The organism is Pseudomonas sp. S3E12, assembly GCF_001702295.1.
Classification (GTDB): Bacteria; Pseudomonadota; Gammaproteobacteria; order Pseudomonadales; family Pseudomonadaceae; genus Aquipseudomonas; species Aquipseudomonas marginalis.
In genome coordinates, this window is sequence record NZ_MBDT01000020.1 from 182,858 (window position 1) to 204,023 (window position 21,166).

Sequence of the window (21,166 nt, forward strand, 5' to 3'; positions counted from 1 at the left end):
CTTTTTTCGTATCGGCGGGGCCAGAATTACTTCTTGGCGCGACCTTTGTACGAACCACCTTCGCGGGTGTCGATCTCGATCAGGTCGTCGATTTCGATGAAATCGGCAACTTGCAGTTCGGTACCGTTGCTCAGCTTGGCAGGCTTCATCACTTTGCCCGAAGTGTCACCGCGAGCGGAACCTTCGGTGTAGGCAACCTTACGCACGATAGTGGTCGGCAGCTCTACGGAAACCAGGCGCTCTTCGAAGAAAATAGCTTCGCAGACGTCTTCCATGCCTTCTTCGATGAACGGCAGAACAGCTTCGATATCTTCAGCGTTCAGCTCGTACATGGTGTAGTCGGTGGTGTCCATGAACGTGTAGGTGTCGCCGCTGATGAAGGACAGGGTCGCTTCCTTGCGGTCGAGGATCACGTCGTCCAGTTTGTCATCGGCGCTGTAGACGATCTCGGTCTTGTAACCGGTCAGCAGGTTCTTCAGCTTGGTCTTCATGATTGCGCTGTTACGACCAGACTTGGTGAACTCAGCTTTCTGAACCAGCCAAGGGTCGTTTTCGAGACGGATCACTGTACCGGGTTTCAGTTCTTTACCAGTTTTCATTGCGTATATCCGAAATTTGGATGGGATTACAAAAATCAAGGTCGCGTATCATATCCAACTTTCATAAAACTGTACCAGCGCCGTCGCAAGATCGGCCTGCAAGCCTTGTTCCAGACACCACGTCTGCGCGTGCTGAGTTAACTCAGGCCAGTGCGGCAGCAGCATTTTCCACGCGTATGCCATATCGCCATCAGTGTTCCAGGCTTGCCAGAGTTCGACCAGGGCAGCCTTCGCGACCGGTGACAGGGCGGCGGTGTACAGGTCCAGGAAGGCATCGAGCTTGTCCAGGTGGATGTCTTCGTCCTGACGATAGATGTGCCACAGCAGCGGCCGCCCGGCCCATTGGGCGCGCACGAACGAGTCTTCGCCGCGCACGGCGTTGAAGTCGCAACACCACAGCAGGCGGTCATATTGCTCCTGGCGCACAAACGGCAGCACCTGCACGGTCAGGGCGTTGCGTTGATGGACGTCCCCCACCGCCAGGCTTTCGACACCGAGCCAATGCTGCACATCACCGAGGATGCGCCCTTCCGGCACCAAGAGATGAGTGGTGTGCCCGTCGGTCGAGAGTGCATCCAGCCAACGGGCCAGCCCGGCGTTTTCGTAGGCGAACAACGAGATCAGCCGCGCACCCGGTGCCGGAAACACACCCAAGCCTTGCAGGAATTGCCGCTGTGCGGCGGCATCCTGCTGAAACGCCTGACGCTGTTCCAGCAACCCGGCCTCGCGTAACAGCCCGCCCGTACCGGGTCGGAACCCTGGGAAAAAGAAGTACTTCTGCACGCCCTTGAACTTCACCGACGGCAACCGATGACACCCCACTACCCAGTCTTCGGCACTGAGGTAATCCAGGTTCATCCACAACGGCGTACGTTCACGCACGGCCATGGCTTCCATGTAGTCAGGCGGCAACTGGCAGGCGAAGGCGGCGATCACCACATCGGCTGCCGGTGCGCTCGACCACACGGCCGGCCAATGGCGCACATCGACACCCTCTTGCCATTGCTGGTCAAGACGCACATCAATCTCGGGGCACATACGCTCGAAGGCGCGCAGGTCGTCGACCCACAAGCGCACCTCGCAGCCCTGCTCCGCCACCAATTGCCGGGCCAGGCGCCAGGTCACGCCGATGTCGCCATAGTTATCGACGACGCTGCAAAAAATATCCCAGCGGGCTTTCATTCCGGGCTCCAACGCTCAAAGGCTCGATTGTCCGCATAAATGCGCCGATGCAGAAGGCTTGATCGCGATTATTCTGCACAGTGGCTGTGCGACAATCGCCGCCATGCCGTTAATGCCTGCCAGGAGGCCATCATGTCCGATCGCTCGTTGTCGCTGCCCAAGCTCACGCTCGCCATTGCCCTGGGGGTGTGGCTGGGATTTATCGCCATTGCACTGACCACCTGGCTGGCGTCGCGCTATCTGTTCCCGCAGAGCCTGGCGCCTGTGGCCCAGGCCGTTGAGCAACTGGGTAAACCCGCACCGGTTGCGCCGGAGCCGCCGAACCGTATGTTCGAGCAGTACCAACAGAACCTGCAGAAGCAGGAACAACAGCAAGCCTTGGACCAGGCCCGCAACAACGCACGCAACCTGTCCAACCCCAAATGCCAGTTCTGGCTGCAGCAGGACCAGAACGCACCGAATGAAAAGACCCGGGCCAATGTCCTGCAATTCTGCGATTGATGACCATGAATAAACACGCCGTTCACCAGCTGATCCTGGAAAAACTCACCGTCGACCTCGACATCGCCCAGCGCGCCGCGCAGACCGCCTACGAAACCGCGACCCACGAAGAAAATATCGCCGAAAACAAATACGACACCCTCGGGCTGGAGGCGTCTTACCTGGCAGCCGGGCAAGCCAGGCGCGTCGAGGAAATCAAGCAGGCGCTGGCGCTGTGCCAGAACCTGCCACTGCGTGCGTACGATGATCAACGTGGCATAGAAGTCGGCACATTGCTGGGCCTGGAAGACGAAAACGGCCGCCAGCAGTGGCTGTTCCTGGCACCGGATGCGGCGGGTTTGAAGGTGGACGTGGTCGGGCAAGCGGTGACCGTCATCACCCCGCGTTCACCCTTGGGCAAAAGCCTGCTGGGCAAGTCCGAAGGTGATGAGGTGGAGATTCTGGTGGCAGGCGCCCGGCAACACTTTACGGTTACCGAGGCCAAATAACCCCTAATGGACGGGCAATTCCACGCCGTCGAACAGCTCTTCCAGTTCCTGCTTGTTGTGGCACTGGATTGCCTTGGCCATGACTTCGCGGGTCAGGTGCGGGGCGAACTTCTCGATGAAGTCGCACATGAAGCCCCGCAGGAAGGTGCCACGGCGGAAGCCGATCTTGGTCACACTGGACTCGAACAGCTCGCTGGCATCCAGCACCACCAGGTCTTTATCGAGGTTGGTATCGACGGCCATCTTGGCGACGATGCCCACGCCCAGGCCCAGGCGCACATAGGTCTTGATGACGTCGGCGTCGGCGGCGGTGAACACCACTTTCGGCGTCAGGCCACGATGGCTGAAGGCTTCGTCGAGCTTGGAGCGGCCGGTGAAACCGAAGACGTAGGTGACGATCGGGTATTCGGCCAGGGCTTCCAGGGTCAGCTTCGGCAACTTGGCCAATGGGTGGCCCTGGGGCACGACGACACAACGGTTCCAGCGGTAGCACGGCATCATCACCAGGTCACCGAACAGCTCCAGGGCTTCGGTGGCGATGGCGAAGTCGACGGTGCCGTCAGCGGCCATCTCGGCGATCTGCATCGGCGAGCCTTGATGCATGTGCAGCGCCACGTCCGGGTATTGCTTGATGAAATCGCGGATCACCGGCGGCAATGCGTAACGCGCCTGGGTGTGGGTCGTGGCAATCGACAAGGTGCCTTTCTTCTCGTTGGAGAATTCCTGGGCGATCTGCTTGATGCTCTCGACTTTGCGCAGGATCTCGCCGGCGGTGGTGATGATGCGTTCACCGGCCGGGGTGACACGGGTGAGGTGCTTGCCGCTGCGCGCGAACACTTCGACGCCCAGCTCGTCTTCGAGCAGGCGGATCTGCTTGCTGATACCGGGTTGGGAGGTGTAAAGGCTTTGAGCGGTAGCGGAAACGTTGAGGTCGTGGTGCGCCACTTCCCAGATGTAGCGCAGTTGTTGAAGCTTCATATGTGTCCCTCAAAGCAGATAGACGCCACGGGTATCAGCGACGGTATATAACTATATTAAAGGTTTGACGGATAAATCTAGAACTTTTTATCGTTTCTTACCCATCACACGTCATCACTGCGTCGACGCTGTAACGCAGGCACCAGGTAAACCGGCACGCTAGACAACTGCAGCACCCGTGCAGCGGTGCGCCCAAGCGGTGTGGCGGCCGCCGTGGCATGGCTGTGGCTGCCGACGATCAACAGGTCGACGGACAATTTGCGCAACTGCTCGAGTATCACTTCGCACGGGTCGCCCTGAATCACCCGTACCGAGCGAATCAGTTCAAGATCCTGGCCCTCATCCCCCAATTCTTCGCGAAAACTGTCCAGCACCCGTTGCTCGATGGTCGCCATGACAGTGCTCAGCCCCTGGCTCTGCCATTCACTCAAGGCCTTCTCATCAAGGTAGCTCTGCAACACCGATTCGGCGAACAACCCGATGGGCTCGACCACATGAATCACATCCAGGTCAGCCTTGAACGTCCGCGCCAGCGCCAGTGCATGTTGCATCACATACGGCGCGTACAGACCAAGGTCCGTGGCGTACAGCATCGAACGAATCATAAAACCTCCCGGACGGCCAGGATGGAGGAGATTGAATGAGCTTAGCAGCGCACCTAGGTCTCGGCCTGAATCCTCATCTCGTTACTGATGCCATGGGGCACATGCCCGGTGGCCACCACCTCCCTGGCTTTCTCACAGTGACCGGCCTGGTCATCGAAAAACACATCCGCGGCAAACGCCTCCAGGAAGGCGGACTTCTCCAGGCCGCCGAGAAACAGTGACTCATCCAGTCGGATGTCCCACTCACGCAAGGTCCGAATCACCCGTTCGTGCGAGGGTGCCGAACGAGCGGTGACCAAGGCTGTGCGGATCGGACAGGCCTCGTCTGGAAACTCACGCTGCAACAAGTTGAGTGCCGCCAGGAACCCCTTGAACGGGCCACCGTGCAAAGGCTGGCGTGCCGACTCGCGCTCGCTGGCCTGGAACGCCTCCAGCCCGCCGGCCTGATACACGCGCTCTGACTCATCGGAGAACAGCACCGCGTCACCGTCAAAGGCAATCCGCAGTTCCTCGCTGGACGCCCGGCGCGGACCGCCCGACAGAATCGTCGCGGCGGCAAAGCCCGCATCGAGGGCACTGCGTACATCTTCAGCATGGGTGGAAAGAAACAGATGGCAACCAAACGCAGCTAAATAAGGATAAGGACTACGCCCACCGACAAAGGCTGCTCGGGAAATATCCAGGCCGTAATGCTGGATGGAATTGAACACGCGCAAGCCGGTGTCGGCACTGTTGCGCGATACCAGTACCACCTCGACCCGAGCACGGCCCAGGCTGGCATTGAGGCTCAGCAGCTTCTTGACCAGCGGAAAGGCGTCACCGGGCTCGAGGATCTCTTCCTCGTGTTCGATCTGGTATTTACGGTAGGCCTCCACCCCTTGGGCCAGGTAGACCTTGTGGCTGTCGCTCAGGTCGAACAGCGCCCGCGAGGAAATCGCCAGCACCAGTTTGTCGCCCAATCCCTTTGCCATGGTACGTCCCCCGAATCAGCGGTTATGCCGATCAATAAAGCTCAAGGCCTGGTACAGCGCCTGCATTCGTGGCAATTCGCAACCCGCGGCCTTGGCGGCAGCGAGCGGTCGCGCATAGATCGCCGCCAGTTCCAGCGGGCGTTTATGTATATGGTCGTGGTACATGCTGGGCAGGTAATCGTCCATGGTTTCCGTCATGGCGAACATCTGCTCGGCGTAACTGCCGGGGATTTCATGACCGCAGGCATGGGCGCCCTGCACCACTTCGGCCATCAGCGCCTGGATCAGCTCACGGCTGGATTCGTCCGCCATCATTGCCGTGGTGCCAGTTCCCAACAGTACGGAGAGGCCATTGTAAGGTACGTTCCACACCAGCTTGTGCCAGCGGGCCTGATGCACATTGGCCATGGCCTGGGACTCGATGCCGGCCTTATGAAACAACGCGGCACCGGCTTCGACAATAGCCTTCTGGCGGGCCTCATCGTTGGCGGCCGTGCCGCTGTGGTAGCCCAGGTTGACCCGGCCCAACGCCTGATGCTCGACAACGCCAGGCGCGGAGCGGTGTACGCCGATGTAGCACAGCCCGCCCAGTAGATGCAGGGATGGCGGCAGGTGTTCACGCAGACTGTCTTCGACATCCAGGCCGTTTTGCAGCAACACCACTTTGGCGTCCGGCGCCGCGACCTGGGCGAGGGTCGGGGCCAGCTCGACATTGCCGGTGGACTTGGTGCCCACCAGCAACCAATCGCACGGCGGCATGTCGGCAGCACGGGCGTAGGCTTGCACCGGGTGCAGGTGCAGGTTGCCATGCACGCTGCTATTGACGCGCAGGCCGTGCTCGCTGACCGCTGCATATTCGCTGCGCAGCAGGAAGTGCACGTCGAAGCCAGCACGTGCCAGCATCACTCCATAGAAGCCACCAATGGCGCCGGTGCCGATAATGCCGATACGTGGCGACTGTACTGTCATGGCAGTTCCTCCGGAGTGCGGCTAAGTGCTTGGTCAATGGTTTCGGTCAGGTCAGAAAGCGTAAGACGTGTCTGTATTTGCCCGAGGAACTGACCCTCGCACACCACGAACAACGCCGGCAAATGAAAGATCTGGTAGCGTTCGACCGCACCGCCATTGTGCCCGGCATCCACCCAGCACACGCGGTCCACCGGCAAACGCCAGCCCGGCAACTGCTGGCGCGCCCAACGGCAACTGGAACACCCCACGCTGGTGAACACCACCAGCGAAATACCTGGCAATCCCAGCAATTGCTGGTCAATATCCAGGTCGGTCAATTCCAGTTCCTTCACTATACTGCTGCCACCGCCGTCAACTGGACGGTGCTCGGAGTCCGTGTACATGGGTCGTTTTTTACCTCACCCTGATGATGTCGCTGTCGAGTTAATCCAACGCCCCTCTCCTGCCGTCCCCCGCCAACGCCTGCACACTATCGGCCTGGGCGGCGTTGCCTGCAATTGGCCCCGCGCATGGCGCCAGGGCACGGCCGTTGACCTGCACATTCCCTCCCTGGGCGCCACGGCCCGCTATCCGGGGTATGTGGCGTGGTGTCGCAAGGTGGAAAACGGCTACCGCGTGGGCATTTCGTTTACCGATGAGCATGCGTTGTTCGGGGCGCGAATGGGTGAGCAAGCATGCCGGATAGAGCGCTACTGCCGCCAGCACGAAGATGCCGAGCCGACCCCGCAGCAACTCGAAGCCCTGGCCCGTGAGTGGGTGGCGCGCCATGCCGGCGAGTTCGCCCATGAGACGTTTGTGCGGCCAGCGCTGGATTAAAGCGGGCTTTGCCCATTGTCGCGGGCCCGTGTTACGCGCTAAGGTTCCTCCCCCCTGCATTCAAATCATGCTGTGCCCGCCGCACGGGGATGGCTGGCGGCCGGCACCCGTGACCCTGGCGAGTAACACGATGGCTGATTTACCGATCAATGACCTAAACGTCGAATCCAACGAGACCCTGATCACACCCGATCAGCTCAAGCGCGAAATCCCTCTGAGCGACGCTGCCCTGCAGACCGTCACCAAAGGCCGCGAAGTCATCCGTAACATTCTCGATGGCACCGACCACCGCCTCTTCGTCGTGATCGGGCCATGCTCGATCCACGACCTCAAGGCTGCCCACGAATACGCCGAACGCCTCAAAGTGCTGGCGGCGGAAGTGTCCGACACCTTGTACCTGGTGATGCGCGTGTATTTCGAGAAACCGCGTACCACCGTGGGCTGGAAAGGCTTGATCAACGACCCGTACCTGGACGACTCGTTCAAGATCCAGGACGGTTTGCACATCGGTCGTAAATTGCTGCTGGACCTGGCCGAAATGGGCCTGCCCACCGCCACCGAAGCCCTCGACCCGATCTCCCCGCAGTACCTGCAGGACCTGATCAGCTGGTCGGCCATCGGCGCGCGCACCACCGAGTCGCAGACCCACCGCGAAATGGCATCCGGCTTGTCTTCGGCCGTAGGCTTCAAGAATGGCACCGACGGCGGCCTGACCGTGGCGATCAACGCGCTGCAATCGGTCTCCAGCCCTCACCGTTTCCTGGGTATCAACCAGGAAGGCGGCGTCTCCATCGTCACCACCAAGGGCAATGCCTACGGTCACGTGGTGTTGCGCGGCGGCAATGGCAAGCCCAACTATGATTCGGTCAGCGTTGCGCTCTGCGAGCAGGCGCTGAACAAGGCCAGGATCAAGCCAAACATCATGGTCGACTGCAGCCACGCCAACTCCAACAAGGACCCGGCCCTGCAGCCGCTGGTAATGGAAAACGTTGCCAACCAGATCCTCGAAGGCAACCAGTCGATTATCGGCCTGATGGTCGAGAGCCACCTGAACTGGGGCTGCCAGGCGATTCCAAAGGACCTGGCCGACTTGCAGTACGGCGTGTCGATCACCGATGCCTGCATCGACTGGTCCGCCACCGAGAACACCCTGCGCAGCATGCACGCCAAGCTCAAGGACGTATTGCCGAAACGCAAACGCAGCTGAACCTGTATCTGAAGTGTGCGCACACAAAAACGCCGGGCTGAGCCCGGCGTTTTTCATGCTGCGTTTTATGGTGTGCGTTATAGCTTCGCGGCATGACGCTGGTGGCGCTCCATGTAGCGTTCGACATAGGAGCATGACGGGATCACCGTGTAGCCTTGCTCTTCGGCAAACTTCAAGGCTTCCTCGGTCAACGCAGCTGCAATGCCACGGCCGCGCAGTGCGTTGGGCACGAAGGTCCGATAGATGTCCAGGGTCTGCTTCCCGAGGTCCATATAGGTCAGATAGGCACGATGACCGTCCACATTGGTCTCGAACTGATGACCAGCCTGGTCATGGTGGATGGACAACGCCTCGCTCATCACTACTCCTCGCGGGTCTTGGATTCTGACCCCTACCTTACCGATGTTTTTCCGGCGAAGGAACATCTACGCCACCCCGTGCCGGTTTCGACAACGAGAAAACCTTGAGCGCTCACAACCAGCACGTAGGGAATAGTAGGCACCAATCCTGTAATTGCTCAAGGCGTACCCGTCATCCCTGCCGCTGGCGGATATAGAAAGGGCCTCGATCAACCGGTGATCCAAGGCCTGAACATTGCCGGCAGTTGAACCTTGAGACGAACAGACGCTCTTAAAGTCACCTCTACATGCACAAAAGATGCGGGGCGTGGTAAAGGCCAGCCAAACGAAAGTGTCAGCCTCGATATATAAAATTTCATCTATTTACAAGGCTTAACACATGCGGGCCGGCCCTCTCAGCCTGGATCCAATCTCCGTCAGACTGCAAAAAACTGTACGGTTTTTATACGAATGTCCAAAAGATTAGCCAAAATAGATTCGGCACAAGAATTTTTTTTGCTTCTTGCGCTACGTCAGTTTACTTACTACAAGTAATGGGTAGTATGTACGCCGGCTATTAGCTCACTCTGAGAAAGTAGCCATTTAATAGAAAGTCCTTGAAGGGGAACACGATGAACAACGTTCTGAAATTCTCTGCTCTGGCTCTGGCCGCAGTTCTGGCTACCGGTTGCAGCAGCGTCTCCAAAGAAACCGAAGCTCGTCTGACTGCAACTGAAGACGCAGCAGCTCGCTCCCAGGCCCGTGCAGACGAAGCCTACCGTAAAGCTGATGAAGCTCTGGCTGCTGCTCAAAAAGCACAACAGACTGCTGACGAAGCTAACGAGCGCGCTCTGCGTATGCTTGAAAAAGCTAGCCGCAAGTAATAATCCCTCGGGATTGTTATCAAGCCGATCCATTCTTGGGTCGGCTTTTTTATTGCCTGCGATTCGGACCAGACCCCCGCGCAATAAAAAGCCCGCCGCAGCGCAAGGCCGTGGCGGGCTCAGGAACGGGCCAGTCGCTTATTGCTGCAGGTCGATCGGCGCGCTGGAAGCTATCGGTGCAGCACCTGGCACACCGATCTCGGTGGGCAGGCCATCTTCGGCCGCGACCACATCACGCACCTGATCCCAGTTCACCCGCAGGTTATTGGCCAGGTCTTCACGCTTGAGCAAAGCGTTGATCACTGCCGTGTGCTTGTCGACCACCGATGGTGTGCCGTCGTCGTTCAGGGGCGTGTGCGCTTCGAGGTAGACCTTGCCGCCGCTGCTGCCGAATTTGTAGGCATCGTTGATGATCCGCACCGACGTCCCCACCGGGACCATGCCTGCCATTTCCAACACGTTGTTGTTGAACATGCGGAAGCAACCGTGGCTGGTACGGGTGCCGATGCCGAACTTCATGTTGGAACCGTGGATGAGATACCCCGGCGTCCCCAGGGTGAACTTGAACGGCCCCAGGGGATTGTCCGGGCCGGCCGGCACCACATTGGGCAGCGGGTCGCCGTTGGCGGCGTGTTCGGCCTTGATCGAGGCCGGCGGCGTCCAGGTCGGGTTCGGCGTCTTGGCGATGATGCTGGTGTGCGCAATGGGCGAGCCCCAGCCTTCACGACCAATCCCAAGCGGGAAGGTGTAGACCACGTCCTGTCCCTTGGGGAAATAGTAGAGCCGATACTCCGCCAGGTTGATCACGATGCCTTCACGGGGCCCCGGCGGCAGGATGAAGCGCGTCGGCAGGACGATCTCGGTCCCCGCCCCCGGCAACCAGGCATCGACGCCCGGATTGGCCGCGACCATTTCCGAATAGCCCAGGTCGTAGGTGGTACCCAGGTCGGCAAAGGTGTCTTCGTACTTGGCCTTGATCACCTGGACCTGCCCGACGATGTCTTCGCCGGGTGGAGGCAGGGGCAACTGCAAGGCGGCGGCAGGACCGGCCGCACACAAGGCAGCAAGAGACAGGCAGCAGGTGACGACGGAAAGGCGCGACAACATCCGGAAAATCCTTCGCAGAACGACGGGTAGGTAAAAATCGATTGTATACGTGAAGCGGGCTTCTAGCTGCCCCCTACAACTCGAAACGCAACTCGGGCCAGATCGGCGGCGTGCCACGCTTCTGCGACTCGAGGATCGCCCGGCACAAAGGACACAGGCGCTGGTCCTGGAAAATCGAACGGTCGACCAGGGACCAACGCGGCTGCGCCGGCAATAACGTACCGCACAGGGTGCGATCGATGGAGCCGCCCAGTTCCAATTGACGCGTCACCAGATGCACCCGCACTTCCTGGCAGGCGAACAGATCCAGCTGCTCGTCCGGCTCGATCAGTTGGTAGTTAAACAGGGACCAGGCAGGACGCGACATCGGGGGCTCCAGATCGGGGGGGCGCCACCTTAGCCGAAAGCCTGCCGGTAGAAAAGCGTCATAGCAGCGGTTTTAGCGTCGGCCAGACATTTTCCAGCAATTTGCCCTGAGCGCCGAGAGCCGGGTGAAGTTGATCAGCCTGCATCAGCTCCGGATGACCACCCACTCCTTCCAGGAAAAACGGTACCAGCGGGATGTTTTTTTCCTTGGCCAGCGTGCCAAAGACTTCGGCGAATGCCGTGGTGTATCGCGGACCATAATTGGGCGGCAACTGCATCCCCAATAACAACACCTTGGCACCGCCGGCCTTGGACTGATCAATCATCGACGCAAGATTTTGTTTCAATTGCGCCGGTGGCTGCCCACGCAAGCCATCGTTACCACCCAACTCGATCACCACCACGTCCGGCTTATGCTCTGCAAGCGCCGCCGGCAGGCGCGCCAGGCCTCCGGCACTGGTGTCGCCGCTGATGGAGGCATTGACCACTTTATCGTCGAAACCTTCCTTCTTGAGCCGTTGCTGCAGCAATGCGACCCACCCTTTGCTGGTATCCAGGCCGAAACCGGCACTGATACTATCGCCAACGATCAGGACTGTACCCGCCGCTGCGTTCTGGGCCATGCACATCAAGGCCAGGCCAGCACTCAAAAACCACATTCGCATCGGATTCTCCATGGGCGCAAGCATTCTCACCGCGCGGAACCTCAGCAAAGTGGTTCCCAGCGCGGAAGGTGAACTGACTATCCTGCACGAACTGAGCCTGGAACTGAACAAGGGCGATAGCCTGGCTATCGTCGGCAGCTCCGGTTCGGGTAAATCCACCCTCCTCGGCCTGCTCGCCGGCCTCGACCTGCCCAGCAGCGGTGAAGTCACCCTCGCCGGCCAGGCCCTCAGCGCCCTCGACGAAGACCAGCGCGCGCGCATCCGTGCCGAACACGTGGGCTTTGTGTTCCAGTCGTTCCAACTGCTCGACAGCCTCAATGCGCTGGAGAACGTCATGCTGCCGTTGGAGCTGGATGGCCGCAAGGACGCCCGCGAACGCGCCAGACACCTGCTGGAGCGCGTCGGCCTCGGCCAGCGCCTGACCCACTCACCACGCCAGCTTTCCGGAGGCGAACAGCAACGGGTGGCGATTGCCCGCGCCTTTGCCGCCGAACCGGACGTGCTGTTTGCCGATGAGCCGACCGGCAACCTCGACAGCCACACCGGTGAGCGCATCAGCGACCTGCTGTTCGAGCTCAATAAAGAAAGCGGCACGACCCTGGTGCTGGTTACCCATGACGAGCGCCTGGCTCATCGTTGCCGACGCCTGATCCGCCTTGAAGCCGGCCTGATGGTCGCCCCCCTGGAGCCTTGATGGCACGTTTGCCGCTGTTGCGCCTGTTCAGCCTTGCCCTGCGCCAATTACTGCGCGATGCCCGCGCCGGCGAATTGCGTGTGTTGTTCTTCGCCCTGTTGGTGGCCGTGGCGGCCAGTACCGCCATCGGTTATTTCGGCGCCCGCCTCAACGGCGCCATGCTGTTGCGCGCCACCGAGTTCCTCGGCGCCGACCTGGTACTCGAAGGCAGCTCACCGGCACGCCCCGAACAAATCAGATCCGGGACCGAACTGGGCCTGGATCACGCCCGTGTGGTTGAGTTTTCCAGCGTCATTGCCACCGACAATGGTATCCAGCTCTCCAGCATCAAGGCGGTCAACGAGCAGTATCCGCTACGCGGTGAGCTCAAGAGCGCAGCAGCCCCCTTTGGGGATGAAACCCCGGGCGGCGGGCCGAAACCCGGTGAAGCCTGGGTCGAATCGCGGCTGCTGACGGCACTGGACCTGAACGTCGGCGACAGTATCGATGTGGGCATGAAGACCTTGCGCCTGGCACGCGTACTGACCTACGAACCGGATCGCGCTGGCAACTTCTATAGCCTGACGCCCAGGGTAATGATCAACCTGGCGGACCTGGACGCCACCGGCGTGGTCCAGCCGGGCAGTCGCGTCAGCTACCGCGAGCTATGGCGTGGCCCGCAGGCCAGTACCGCGCTGCAAACCTATCGAGACCTGATCAAGCCGGGGCTCGCCGCCAACCAGCGTCTTCAGGACTCACGGGACGGCAACCAGCAGATCGGCGGCGCCCTGGGCAAAGCCGAACGCTACCTGAACATGGCCAGCCTGGTGGCCGTGCTGTTGGCCGGCGTGGCCGTGGCCCTGTCGGCCAACCGCTTTGCCACCCGCCGTTTCGACGCCAGTGCGTTGCTACGTTGTCTTGGGTTATCGCGACTCGAGGCCATGCTGCTGTTCAGCCTGCAATTGAGCGTACTGGGGTTACTGGCGAGCCTGGCCGGCGCCCTCCTCGGTTGGTTGGCACAGTTTGGCCTGTTCTATTTCCTGCACGACCTGTTGCCGGCGGATGTTCCACCGGGTGGACTGTTGCCGGCCATTGCCGGGATCGGCACCGGGCTGGTTGCTCTCGCGGGTTTCGCGCTGCCACCGTTGGCCGCCCTCGGTCGCGTACCGCCGCTGCGAGTACTGAGGCGCGACCTGCTGCCTATCCCGTCCAGCACCTGGATGGTCTACGGCGCCGCGTTGTTCGCCCTGGGCCTGATCATGTGGCGCCTGAGCCTCGACCTGGTGCTGACCTTCGCCCTGCTGGGCGGCGGCGTGGTCGCCGCGCTGGTTCTGGGTGGCTTGCTTCTGCTGCTGTTGCAGAGCCTGCGGCGCCTGTTGGCCCGTGCGTCCCTGCCGTGGCGCCTGGGCCTGGGCCAACTGCTGCGCCACCCGCTGGCGGCGGCGGGCCAGTCCCTGGCGTTCGGCCTGATCCTGTTGTCCATGGGCTTGATCGCCTTGCTGCGTGGCGAATTGCTGGACACCTGGCAAAACCAGCTGCCCAAGGACGCCCCCAACTATTTCGCCCTGAATATCCTGCCGGCCGATAAGGACGCCTTTGGCGCCCGTCTGCTGGAAGTGCAGGCGCAATCCGCGCCGCTGTACCCGGTCGTGCCAGGACGGTTGATCAGTATCAATGGCGAGCCGGTACAGGAAATAGTCAGCAAGGACTCCAGCGGTGACCGCGCCGTACAACGGGACCTGAGCCTGACCTGGGCCGCCGACCTGCCGCCGGGCAATACCCTGACCGAAGGCTCATGGTGGTCGCAACAACCCACCGATGGAATTCCAGGAGTCTCGGTAGAGGCCAAGGTCGCGCAGAGCCTCAAGCTCAAGTTGAACGATCACCTGGTGTTCACCATCGCCGGGGAAAACCGTGAGGCACGGGTTGCCAGCCTGCGAACCATCAACTGGGATAACTTCCAGCCGAACTTCTTCATGATTTTCCAACCGGGAACCTTGACGGACCTGCCGGCCACCTACCTGACCAGCTTCTACCTCGCGCCAGGGCATGATCAGCAGATCGTTGATCTGTCCCGCGCCTTCCCGGCGGTGACCATCCTGCAGGTCGAGGCGCTGCTGGAGCAACTGCGCAGCATCCTCGCCCAAGTGACCCTGGCGGTGGAGTACGTGTTGTTGTTTGTGCTGGCCGCTGGGATGGCGGTGCTGTTCTCCGGCCTGCAAGCCACCTTGGATGAGCGCATTCGCCAAGGTGCACTGCTGCGAGCACTGGGCGCGGAGCGCAAGCTGCTGGTCAAGGCACGGCGCATCGAGTTCGGCTTGCTGGGCGCAGTCAGCGGCTTGCTGGCGGCGCTGGGTACCGAGTTGGTGACGTGGGTGCTGTACCGCTATGCCTTCGACCTGGCCTGGCAACCGCACCCCTGGCTGTTGCTGCTGCCTGTGATCGGCGCCGTATTGATCGGCGGTGCCGGGGTGTTCGGCACACGCCGTGCGCTGAACGCCAGCCCGCTGACGGTATTGCGCGAGGGCTGAGCGGTCCATGACCCGCCTGCCTCACGGGGGGCGGGTCAACGTCGCTTACTTCACGTACTCGATAGCGGTGATCCACCAGCACACCTCACCTCCAGGGGTCTGCACGATGGCCTCATCGTCGACTTCCTTGCGCAGCAGCGCACGGGCCATCGGTGAATCGATGGAGATATAGTCCATCCGATCATAAATCTCGTCATAGCCGACGATACGGAAACGCTTGGTCTCGCCCTGCTCGTTTTCAATCTCGACCCAGGCGCCAAAAAACACCTTCCCTTCCTGCTCGGGCATGTATTCCACCACACGCATGTCTTCCAGGCGCTTGCGCAAGTAACGCACCCGCCGGTCGATTTCACGCAGCAGCTTCTTGTTGTACTGATAGTCGGCATTCTCGCTGCGATCCCCCAGGGAAGCAGCCCATGTCACCTTGCGCGTGGTATCCGGACGCTTTTCGCGCCACAGGTAATCCAACTCTTTCTTCAGCGCTTCATGACCTTCTTTGGTTATCAGCTTGGTACTCAAACGCATGCATCCCCAGGCAATGTCCATAGATGCCGATAGACCAGGAAATCACACCCTGGCGTCGGTTCGCTGGCAGATGATAAATGAACCCGAGAAAGTAGCCAGGCCGGTCTAACCATCCAAGGCCTGATCCAGTTCAAGCAGCACACCTCGCAGGCTCTGGCGCAAGCCCGATACTTGCGAGGTCATCACCTTCAGGGCCTCGGTTCGCTGACTGACTGCCAGGGACTGGTCATGCAGTTGGGCGGTGCGCTGCTCCAGATCCCGGACCCTTTCATCCAACTGGGTTTGCTCCTGCTGCAATCGGGCCTGCCATTGATCAAGCGCCGCTTCCCTCTCCACTGCAGCGAGTTTCTGTTGGGTCAGCTCCTGAGCGACACGAGCGAGGTTGTTCAACGTACTGCCCACTTCGGACAAAGTACCGTCATCCGCGGGTGCCGGCTGCGGCTGCGGCGCCGCGGGGCTTGGGACAACAGGTGCATCCTGAGCAATGGCCACAGGCGCATCAAACGACATCTCTCGGGGCTCTTCTACAACAGGTTCATGTACAGGCTCGGGGGACTTCCCCCCCCTGACAGGTGAACTCATTTTCGACGAGAAACGGATGGAAGGCACAATCAATGAAGCACTTTCGATTGCCGGCATCACTGGCGCAGACATTCCCCAGGTGATCACTTTCATCACCAGTGCCTTCTTGATGATCACCGAGTGATGTTCTTCGGGCCTTGCAGGCGGCAGCTTGCAGCCTTTCAAATCAATAAAATGATAAGGAACCTGAGTTTCGGTAACACCCGCCTTGGCGCCTGCCGCCACCGATGTAAGAATCTGCTTGAAGACATGCATTGCCACATGCAGGTCTTCCTTGGACTCGACACCGCTCAGAAAATACCGATCAAGTTTTTTGCGCAAGGCTGCGATATAAACTCTGGAACTCGCCGGCTCAACCTCTTCATCCAAGCTATAGACAAGGAAATTGGAGGCAATCTGACCTACAGCAAACCCACAGAGCAATGCACCGTTGACCGGAGCATCCTGACCGTCGCGTTCAAGAACAAGGGTACGTAGAAGCATCATGGTAATCGGGCCTCCTTACAAAATTCGAAAAGTCTCTATAACTTTCAGACATTCACTCAACAATTAAAGGTTAAAAACACAAAACAATTGTTTCAGCGACCTGCCTGGCGCGCACGTAGGACTTTTCCTATTAATGCAGAGCGGCGTTCCCAAAAACAGCTATTACTCGTACCCTCTTCAAACTCTCCTCTTCTACGACCACACCACGCTAAATGATCGAGATAATCAACCTGACAAAACATTTAAACAACAAAAAAATAATCAGCGATTTTTCATTCAGCGCAAATAAGCAGGAATGCCTGGGACTATTCGGAGAAAATCCTACAGTTAAAACAGCCCTTCTCGATGTAATATCGGGCTCAAGCACTCCTTCCAGCGGGCATATAAACATTCAAGGCTTCAGTACTAAAACCCACCCATTTAAAACAAAAAAACTCATAGGTTACCAACTGCATAGGAGTGTCAGTCATCCTACGATGTCGGTTAAAGAGTTCCTTGACTACATCGCAGCCATTCGCGGACTGCGCGGCACCGAAAAACGCGCTCAGGTAGAATATGCCGCTACACGGTTGGAGTTGTTGCCGGTGCTCAACGCGCCCCTCAAGGCTCTCTCCATGGGGTTGGAACGCAAAGTCGCCATTGCCCAGGCCATCCTGCACACCCCGGCATTGCTATTACTGGATGAACCGACCGAAGGGCTGGCATCTGATCAGAAATACAAACTCAGAAGCCTCATCCAGTCATTGACGCAGGAAATGACAGTGATCGTCGCTTCCCGACACAGCGATGAATTGTCCGAATTCTGTACGCGCGCGCTGGTTATCGCAGGCGATCGTCTGGTGGCCGATGCCCCCATGCCGGATTTGCAACGCGACTCTCGCCATTTCCAAGCGGTCACCCTCACCGCAGATGCCCCCTTGGATCTGCTGGCTCTCGCCGTACTGCCAGGGGTGGCAGGCATTGAAGAACATCGACACGCGCCCGGCACGGTGACGGTCCTGGCTATGCCGGGGCACACCATCTACCCCCATATCAATACGCTCATCGCCAATCGCCGCTGGAAAATCAACTCACTGAGCGTGGAGCCTGGTCGCCTCAGCGACGTAGTTCACCATCTGAGCCGAGAGATCCCCCGTTGAAACTACTGCCCGTCATTTTCAAGCGTCAACTCGCCCACTATGCCGGAACACCCGGCACTTATCTGAGCATTGCGATTTTTTCAGTACTGTCCGTGGCATTGGGGTTGCACATGAGTGCGTGGCCGGAACAGGACAGCAGTCACTTGCAGATTTTCTTCCAGCTACACCCCTGGCTCTATTTGTTGCTGATTCCTGTGCTGGCAGCACAACTCTGGGCGGACGAGTCCAATGCCGGCTTTCTCGACCTGATGAAAACATTGCCCATCACCACGTTTGAATGGGTTATTGGCAAATTTTTAGCAGCCTGGGTCGTGGCGGGTACCGCCCTAATGCTGACCTTCCCTCTCGTGATCATTGCCAACTACCTGGGCGTGGCGGACAACAGCATTATTGCCTCGCAATTTTTGTCGAGCTGGCTGCTGGCTGGCAGTTATCTCGCCGTCGGTTTTTTTATTTTCACACTGGTGCGCCAGCGCACAGTCCTTTTCATACTGACAGTGTTCTTAATGCTCATCGTCAGCGCGCTCTCTTATTTACTCGATACACTTGAACACCAAGCCCCAATTGTGGCGGTAGACAGCTTGGTTTCCCTCAGCCCTTTTTCGAGATACAGCGCTATCGACAACGGAAAGTTGACACTTCGCGACACGCTTTACTTCATCAGCATGATCTTAGCGTTTCTCGCAGCGACGACCGTAACTCTCAACTACAAACACAGCTGAGAAGGAAAGCCCTCCATGCGACCTACTCTGCGCACCGGCATGACACTCACTGTCATCCTGTTACTATTCCTGGCGTTTAACTTAGTTTGGGTAGGAAAGATTCCGGATATTCGATGGGATTTCTCACAAGGAAAAACTCATACCCTATCGCCTCAAGTACGACAGTTACTCGCGTCATTGGAAAGCCCTATGGATTTGTATTTTTTCAATGCCCATGACGCCCCTGAACGAAGCTACGCCTTGAAGCGCTATGGCAAGCGCATCGAAGACCGGTTGATGGAGTACGAAAAAGCAGCGAAAGGCATGATCAACCTGCACCTTATAGATCCCATGCCTTTTTCAGAAGACGCCTACAAAGCCAGGTTGTTTGGCCTCGACAACAATGGGGGATTCATGGGCCTGATCGGTACCCGAGCCGGCTACGGGGCACAACGTATCGAATCATTCAGCTTGGACCGTGAGCCATTGCTCGAATATGAAATCAGTCATTTGATCTACAAGTTGCAGCATCCGGAGCGCCCCGTTATCGGACTGCTATCAGGGGTGGCGATGGGAGAATCCTCTGGTCGATTGTTGAAACAACTGCAGCGACATTTCAATCTGGTTAACCTGGAAGCGGCCACCGACCCCGTACCGGAACAGGTCAAGACGCTCATGGTCGTGCATCCACAGGCGTTACCTGAGCAAGCGATGTATCAGATTGAACAGTTTGTCTTGAAGGGCGGTAAGTTGATGGCATTTATCGACCCCCTGAGCGAGCAAAGCTCGAACATCACATCCGCCAACAACCGACTGCCTGATTTGCTTGCCGCTTGGGGGATACAGATGCCAGCGGACAAATTTCTGCTGGACCACCGCTACGCGGCGTCGCTCCCCCTTGTGAACGGGAAGCTCACAGTGCAGCTTCCGGGCCGGTTGACCCTGCCCCGGCAGGCGATGAAGACAGACGACCCGAGCACCTGGAAATTGAATACCGTGACGGTATCGAGCAGCGGCGCGCTCTTTCGCCGTCAGAAAGGTCGCACCACCCTGACCCCTCTTCTATACAGCTCCGGGCAATCCGAGTTGCGGGAGACCAAGCGGCTTGCCTCAGCACCCGAGTTCGATTCAGCGGCCGATGAGGCCTCCAGCCAAGCGCAACGCCATGTGATTGCAGCCCGTATAGAGGGGCCTGCCTATTCAGCATTTCCCGATGGTATTGGAGGACAGCCGGCAGGTGTGCAAAAAGCGGCGCAGATCCATGTGGTGGTAGTCGCCGACACCGATTTGCTCACGGATCAAGTCAATAGCCCAGCGCCCGACGGCAACACGCTGTTTATCTTGAATACGCTGGATAACTTGTCCGCCGGTGATGTATTGACCACTATTCGCCCGCGCGCGCCGGCGCAACGATCGCCGAACAGGCTGGACCAGATGCGCGACAGCGCCGCACACGCTTACGCGCAGAAGGCGACTGAATTGGAACAACGCCTGCTACGAACAGAACAGGAATGGCAAATGCTGCGCCCAAAGCAGATCACACTCGGCTCCCAGACAGTAGACACCACCACCCAATTGGTTGCACTCAACAAGGAACGCCTGCGCTTACCAATGGAATTACATGCCTTGAGGGCCTAGGCATACGCGCAGGTACATCGCCTGGAGTTCGTCATAAAAATGGTTGTGACCTTGGCGATCCCCCTGACGCTATGCCTGGTTGCCTGGGTGGTTTTTCGCTGCAATCGACGGCGTCGACTACAGGCGGGAGTCGCGCTCTACTGAGCGTTCAACGCCTGGCAATCAGCCCCTGCCGGGCAATGCGGGTCAATTGTCGGATGACTTCCTGCGCGTCGCTGGCGCTGGGGGCCTGGATAACCGCAAGATCGAAGCTGTTATTCGCAAACCGGGCAAGAGAATCGCCATCTTCCACAAACTGAATCAAGAATGCCGATGGCCGCCCGCTACGACGTGGCCACCCGTCCAGATAACGTAAGAGCGTAGGCTGATGCTTGCCGCCCAGGAGGATTTTTGGATTGCGCTGGGTGAGGTCCGCAGTGATCGGGGCCAGGCGTATCAGGGGGCGTAGTGCATTCATCGTGTCGTGTCTCTGCCTCAAAAGTCTGCGGGCAGGTGAGAGGCAACACCGAACCAGCGCTTTAGCGGTATTTCGAAGTTGCCTCCTCAGGGGAAAACAGGCTTCTGTCGGGTTCTATCAAGACCCAGTGGCGCCCCGCAATTAGCTGTTTAAATCGGCGCATGCGCAGCATCCTAGAGAAGCCGGTGGGGCGGTGTCAAGAATCCCGAGCAACGAAAAGGCCCACACAGTGGTGGGCCTTTTCAGAGTTTGGTGCCGCTGTCAGTTGGCGATGGCGCGGTCGGCAGACAGTTTGCCAGCACCTTCCAGCAGCACCGCCAGGGAGCCGCCCAGCAGGGCCAGTGCGAACTCATAACCGTTGTTGGCCATGAACAAGCCGTTATGGATATGCACCGAGAAGATCGCCACCAGCGACAGAATGGTCAGGCCCAATGCCGCCGGGCGTACCAGCAAACCGATGATCAGTGCCAGGCCGGCAAAGAACTCGGTTCCGCCCGACAGCAGCGCCATCAGGGTGCCCGGCGCCAGGCCAATGCTTTCCATCCACTGGGCGGTGCCCGCCAAGCCATAGCCGCCAAACCAACCGAAGAGTTTTTGCGAACCATGGGCGGCAAAGATGATGCCGACGACGATGCGCAGGATGGTCAGGCCGTAGCCGGCACGAGTGGACAGTACGCTTTTGATCATTGGGCTCATGGGGTGAATCCTTTTCAAAGTAGAGGTGGGTTGGCCGCTATACTAATCAGTTTAAGCAATGA

24 protein-coding genes and 1 pseudogene are annotated in these 21,166 nt (G+C 59.0%); 10 read left to right on the forward strand and 15 right to left on the reverse strand.

The window, feature by feature from the left end; translation table 11 throughout:
* Positions 1-26 precede the first annotated feature (26 nt).
* Together BB029_RS16430 and earP are read right to left on the reverse strand one after the other, a co-directional pair.
* Positions 27-599, reverse strand: a complete 573-nt coding sequence (locus tag BB029_RS16430) for an elongation factor P (protein WP_003172723.1) — start codon at positions 597-599, stop codon at positions 27-29.
* Positions 600-647: 48 nt separating this feature from the next.
* Positions 648-1,781, reverse strand: coding sequence for an elongation factor P maturation arginine rhamnosyltransferase EarP (gene earP, locus BB029_RS16435; RefSeq protein WP_065939977.1), 1,134 nt, complete (start codon positions 1,779-1,781; stop codon positions 648-650).
* A gap of 132 nt (positions 1,782-1,913) precedes the next feature.
* Here earP and BB029_RS16440 point away from each other — a divergent pair, with 132 nt between their 5' ends.
* Together BB029_RS16440 and BB029_RS16445 are read left to right on the forward strand one after the other, a co-directional pair.
* Positions 1,914-2,282 carry a hypothetical protein gene (locus tag BB029_RS16440; protein WP_065939978.1) on the forward strand — a complete coding sequence of 123 codons (369 nt, stop codon included), beginning with the start codon at positions 1,914-1,916 and terminating at the stop codon, positions 2,280-2,282.
* 5 nt (positions 2,283-2,287) lie between these two features.
* Positions 2,288-2,770 carry a GreA/GreB family elongation factor gene (locus BB029_RS16445; protein WP_065940003.1) on the forward strand — a complete coding sequence of 161 codons (483 nt, stop codon included), beginning with the start codon at positions 2,288-2,290 and terminating at the stop codon, positions 2,768-2,770.
* 3 nt (positions 2,771-2,773) lie between these two features.
* Here the strand turns inward: BB029_RS16445 and cysB are convergent, their stop codons facing one another.
* The 5 genes from cysB to BB029_RS16470 all read right to left on the reverse strand — a co-directional run bounded on the left by cysB (position 2,774) and on the right by BB029_RS16470 (position 6,676).
* Entirely contained in the window at positions 2,774-3,748 is a 975-nt protein-coding gene (gene cysB, locus BB029_RS16450) for an HTH-type transcriptional regulator CysB (RefSeq protein WP_003189876.1), read from the reverse strand.
* Between the two features lie 104 nt (positions 3,749-3,852).
* Positions 3,853-4,353, reverse strand: a complete 501-nt coding sequence (locus BB029_RS16455) for a universal stress protein (RefSeq protein WP_027606982.1) — start codon at positions 4,351-4,353, stop codon at positions 3,853-3,855.
* A gap of 53 nt (positions 4,354-4,406) precedes the next feature.
* Positions 4,407-5,324, reverse strand: coding sequence for a 5'-nucleotidase (locus BB029_RS16460; protein ID WP_065939979.1), 918 nt, complete (start codon positions 5,322-5,324; stop codon positions 4,407-4,409).
* A 15-nt stretch (positions 5,325-5,339) separates the two neighbouring features.
* Entirely contained in the window at positions 5,340-6,293 is a 954-nt protein-coding gene (locus tag BB029_RS16465; RefSeq protein ID WP_065939980.1) for a putative 2-dehydropantoate 2-reductase, read from the reverse strand.
* Entirely contained in the window at positions 6,290-6,676 is a 387-nt protein-coding gene (locus BB029_RS16470; protein WP_027606979.1) for a co-chaperone YbbN, read from the reverse strand. The genes BB029_RS16465 and BB029_RS16470 overlap by 4 nt, the downstream gene beginning before the upstream one ends.
* On the opposite strand from BB029_RS16470, the gene BB029_RS16475 reads away from it, so the two are divergent.
* Both BB029_RS16475 and BB029_RS16480 read left to right on the forward strand, forming a co-directional pair.
* On the forward strand, positions 6,675-7,109 hold the full coding sequence (locus BB029_RS16475; protein ID WP_065939981.1) for a PilZ domain-containing protein: 435 nt from the start codon (positions 6,675-6,677) through the stop codon (positions 7,107-7,109). The genes BB029_RS16470 and BB029_RS16475 overlap by 2 nt on opposite strands.
* Before the next feature lie 130 nt (positions 7,110-7,239).
* Positions 7,240-8,316: a 3-deoxy-7-phosphoheptulonate synthase gene (locus BB029_RS16480; protein ID WP_065939982.1), complete on the forward strand. Its 1,077-nt coding sequence runs from the start codon at positions 7,240-7,242 to the stop codon at positions 8,314-8,316.
* Between the two features lie 77 nt (positions 8,317-8,393).
* Here BB029_RS16480 and BB029_RS16485 read toward each other — a convergent pair whose 3' ends face one another.
* Entirely contained in the window at positions 8,394-8,675 is a 282-nt protein-coding gene (locus tag BB029_RS16485; RefSeq protein WP_027606976.1) for a GNAT family N-acetyltransferase, read from the reverse strand.
* Between the two features lie 611 nt (positions 8,676-9,286).
* On the opposite strand from BB029_RS16485, the gene oprI reads away from it, so the two are divergent.
* Entirely contained in the window at positions 9,287-9,538 is a 252-nt protein-coding gene (gene oprI, locus BB029_RS16490; RefSeq protein WP_003172710.1) for an outer membrane lipoprotei OprI, read from the forward strand.
* A gap of 138 nt (positions 9,539-9,676) precedes the next feature.
* Here the strand turns inward: oprI and BB029_RS16495 are convergent, their stop codons facing one another.
* The 3 genes from BB029_RS16495 to BB029_RS16505 all read right to left on the reverse strand — a co-directional run bounded on the left by BB029_RS16495 (position 9,677) and on the right by BB029_RS16505 (position 11,676).
* Positions 9,677-10,645 carry a L,D-transpeptidase family protein gene (locus tag BB029_RS16495; RefSeq protein WP_027606975.1) on the reverse strand — a complete coding sequence of 323 codons (969 nt, stop codon included), beginning with the start codon at positions 10,643-10,645 and terminating at the stop codon, positions 9,677-9,679.
* Between the two features lie 73 nt (positions 10,646-10,718).
* Entirely contained in the window at positions 10,719-11,012 is a 294-nt protein-coding gene (locus tag BB029_RS16500) for a hypothetical protein (RefSeq protein WP_003172705.1), read from the reverse strand.
* A 58-nt stretch (positions 11,013-11,070) separates the two neighbouring features.
* The gene (locus tag BB029_RS16505; RefSeq protein ID WP_065939983.1) at positions 11,071-11,676 is read right to left on the reverse strand and encodes an arylesterase; all 606 of its coding nucleotides are present in this window, start codon (positions 11,674-11,676) and stop codon (positions 11,071-11,073) included.
* Between the two features lie 10 nt (positions 11,677-11,686).
* Between BB029_RS16505 and BB029_RS16510 the strand changes: the two genes are divergently transcribed.
* Complete coding sequence (locus BB029_RS16510) at positions 11,687-12,370, forward strand: ABC transporter ATP-binding protein (protein WP_059397119.1); 684 nt, start codon at positions 11,687-11,689, stop codon at positions 12,368-12,370.
* Positions 12,370-14,880 carry an ABC transporter permease gene (locus tag BB029_RS16515; protein ID WP_065939984.1) on the forward strand — a complete coding sequence of 837 codons (2,511 nt, stop codon included), beginning with the start codon at positions 12,370-12,372 and terminating at the stop codon, positions 14,878-14,880. Before BB029_RS16510 ends, BB029_RS16515 begins: the two co-directional genes overlap by 1 nt.
* 45 nt (positions 14,881-14,925) lie before the next feature.
* Here BB029_RS16515 and greB read toward each other — a convergent pair whose 3' ends face one another.
* Together greB and BB029_RS16525 are read right to left on the reverse strand one after the other, a co-directional pair.
* Positions 14,926-15,399, reverse strand: a complete 474-nt coding sequence (gene greB / locus BB029_RS16520) for a transcription elongation factor GreB (RefSeq protein ID WP_027606972.1) — start codon at positions 15,397-15,399, stop codon at positions 14,926-14,928.
* A gap of 111 nt (positions 15,400-15,510) precedes the next feature.
* Positions 15,511-16,473: a hypothetical protein gene (locus BB029_RS16525; RefSeq protein WP_065939985.1), complete on the reverse strand. Its 963-nt coding sequence runs from the start codon at positions 16,471-16,473 to the stop codon at positions 15,511-15,513.
* 212 nt (positions 16,474-16,685) lie between these two features.
* On the opposite strand from BB029_RS16525, the gene BB029_RS16530 reads away from it, so the two are divergent.
* From BB029_RS16530 to BB029_RS16540, 3 genes and pseudogenes are all read left to right on the forward strand, one after another.
* The gene (locus tag BB029_RS16530) at positions 16,686-17,612 is read left to right on the forward strand and encodes an ATP-binding cassette domain-containing protein (protein WP_065939986.1); all 927 of its coding nucleotides are present in this window, start codon (positions 16,686-16,688) and stop codon (positions 17,610-17,612) included.
* Positions 17,609-18,334 (forward strand): ABC transporter permease, encoded by a 726-nt coding sequence (locus tag BB029_RS16535; protein WP_065939987.1) that lies wholly within the window; start codon positions 17,609-17,611, stop codon positions 18,332-18,334. Before BB029_RS16530 ends, BB029_RS16535 begins: the two co-directional genes overlap by 4 nt.
* Positions 18,335-18,349: 15 nt before the next feature.
* A pseudogene (locus tag BB029_RS16540) lies at positions 18,350-20,095 on the forward strand (Gldg family protein).
* Between the two features lie 4 nt (positions 20,096-20,099).
* On the opposite strand, the gene BB029_RS16545 reads toward BB029_RS16540, so the two are convergent.
* Both BB029_RS16545 and BB029_RS16550 read right to left on the reverse strand, forming a co-directional pair.
* On the reverse strand, positions 20,100-20,408 hold the full coding sequence (locus tag BB029_RS16545; protein WP_065924423.1) for a hypothetical protein: 309 nt from the start codon (positions 20,406-20,408) through the stop codon (positions 20,100-20,102).
* A 261-nt stretch (positions 20,409-20,669) separates the two neighbouring features.
* A complete protein-coding gene (locus tag BB029_RS16550; protein ID WP_027606966.1) occupies positions 20,670-21,104 on the reverse strand; it encodes a DoxX family protein in 435 nt (144 codons plus the stop codon).
* Positions 21,105-21,166 lie beyond the last annotated feature (62 nt).

Coding starts and splice junctions, on each gene's coding strand:
- BB029_RS16430 (WP_003172723.1), bottom strand. CDS start 599: ATGAAAACTGGTAAAGAACTGAAACCCGGTACAGTGATCCGTCTCGAA.
- earP (WP_065939977.1), bottom strand. CDS start 1,781: ATGAAAGCCCGCTGGGATATTTTTTGCAGCGTCGTCGATAACTATGGC.
- BB029_RS16440 (WP_065939978.1), top strand. CDS start 1,914: ATGTCCGATCGCTCGTTGTCGCTGCCCAAGCTCACGCTCGCCATTGCC.
- BB029_RS16445 (WP_065940003.1), top strand. CDS start 2,288: ATGAATAAACACGCCGTTCACCAGCTGATCCTGGAAAAACTCACCGTC.
- cysB (WP_003189876.1), bottom strand. CDS start 3,748: ATGAAGCTTCAACAACTGCGCTACATCTGGGAAGTGGCGCACCACGAC.
- BB029_RS16455 (WP_027606982.1), bottom strand. CDS start 4,353: ATGATTCGTTCGATGCTGTACGCCACGGACCTTGGTCTGTACGCGCCG.
- BB029_RS16460 (WP_065939979.1), bottom strand. CDS start 5,324: ATGGCAAAGGGATTGGGCGACAAACTGGTGCTGGCGATTTCCTCGCGG.
- BB029_RS16465 (WP_065939980.1), bottom strand. CDS start 6,293: ATGACAGTACAGTCGCCACGTATCGGCATTATCGGCACCGGCGCCATT.
- BB029_RS16475 (WP_065939981.1), top strand. CDS start 6,675: ATGGGTCGTTTTTTACCTCACCCTGATGATGTCGCTGTCGAGTTAATC.
- BB029_RS16470 (WP_027606979.1), bottom strand. CDS start 6,676: ATGTACACGGACTCCGAGCACCGTCCAGTTGACGGCGGTGGCAGCAGT.
- BB029_RS16480 (WP_065939982.1), top strand. CDS start 7,240: ATGGCTGATTTACCGATCAATGACCTAAACGTCGAATCCAACGAGACC.
- BB029_RS16485 (WP_027606976.1), bottom strand. CDS start 8,675: ATGAGCGAGGCGTTGTCCATCCACCATGACCAGGCTGGTCATCAGTTC.
- oprI (WP_003172710.1), top strand. CDS start 9,287: ATGAACAACGTTCTGAAATTCTCTGCTCTGGCTCTGGCCGCAGTTCTG.
- BB029_RS16495 (WP_027606975.1), bottom strand. CDS start 10,645: ATGTTGTCGCGCCTTTCCGTCGTCACCTGCTGCCTGTCTCTTGCTGCC.
- BB029_RS16500 (WP_003172705.1), bottom strand. CDS start 11,012: ATGTCGCGTCCTGCCTGGTCCCTGTTTAACTACCAACTGATCGAGCCG.
- BB029_RS16505 (WP_065939983.1), bottom strand. CDS start 11,676: ATGCGAATGTGGTTTTTGAGTGCTGGCCTGGCCTTGATGTGCATGGCC.
- BB029_RS16510 (WP_059397119.1), top strand. CDS start 11,687: ATGGGCGCAAGCATTCTCACCGCGCGGAACCTCAGCAAAGTGGTTCCC.
- BB029_RS16515 (WP_065939984.1), top strand. CDS start 12,370: ATGGCACGTTTGCCGCTGTTGCGCCTGTTCAGCCTTGCCCTGCGCCAA.
- BB029_RS16525 (WP_065939985.1), bottom strand. CDS start 16,473: ATGATGCTTCTACGTACCCTTGTTCTTGAACGCGACGGTCAGGATGCT.
- BB029_RS16530 (WP_065939986.1), top strand. CDS start 16,686: ATGATCGAGATAATCAACCTGACAAAACATTTAAACAACAAAAAAATA.
- BB029_RS16545 (WP_065924423.1), bottom strand. CDS start 20,408: ATGAATGCACTACGCCCCCTGATACGCCTGGCCCCGATCACTGCGGAC.
- BB029_RS16550 (WP_027606966.1), bottom strand. CDS start 21,104: ATGAGCCCAATGATCAAAAGCGTACTGTCCACTCGTGCCGGCTACGGC.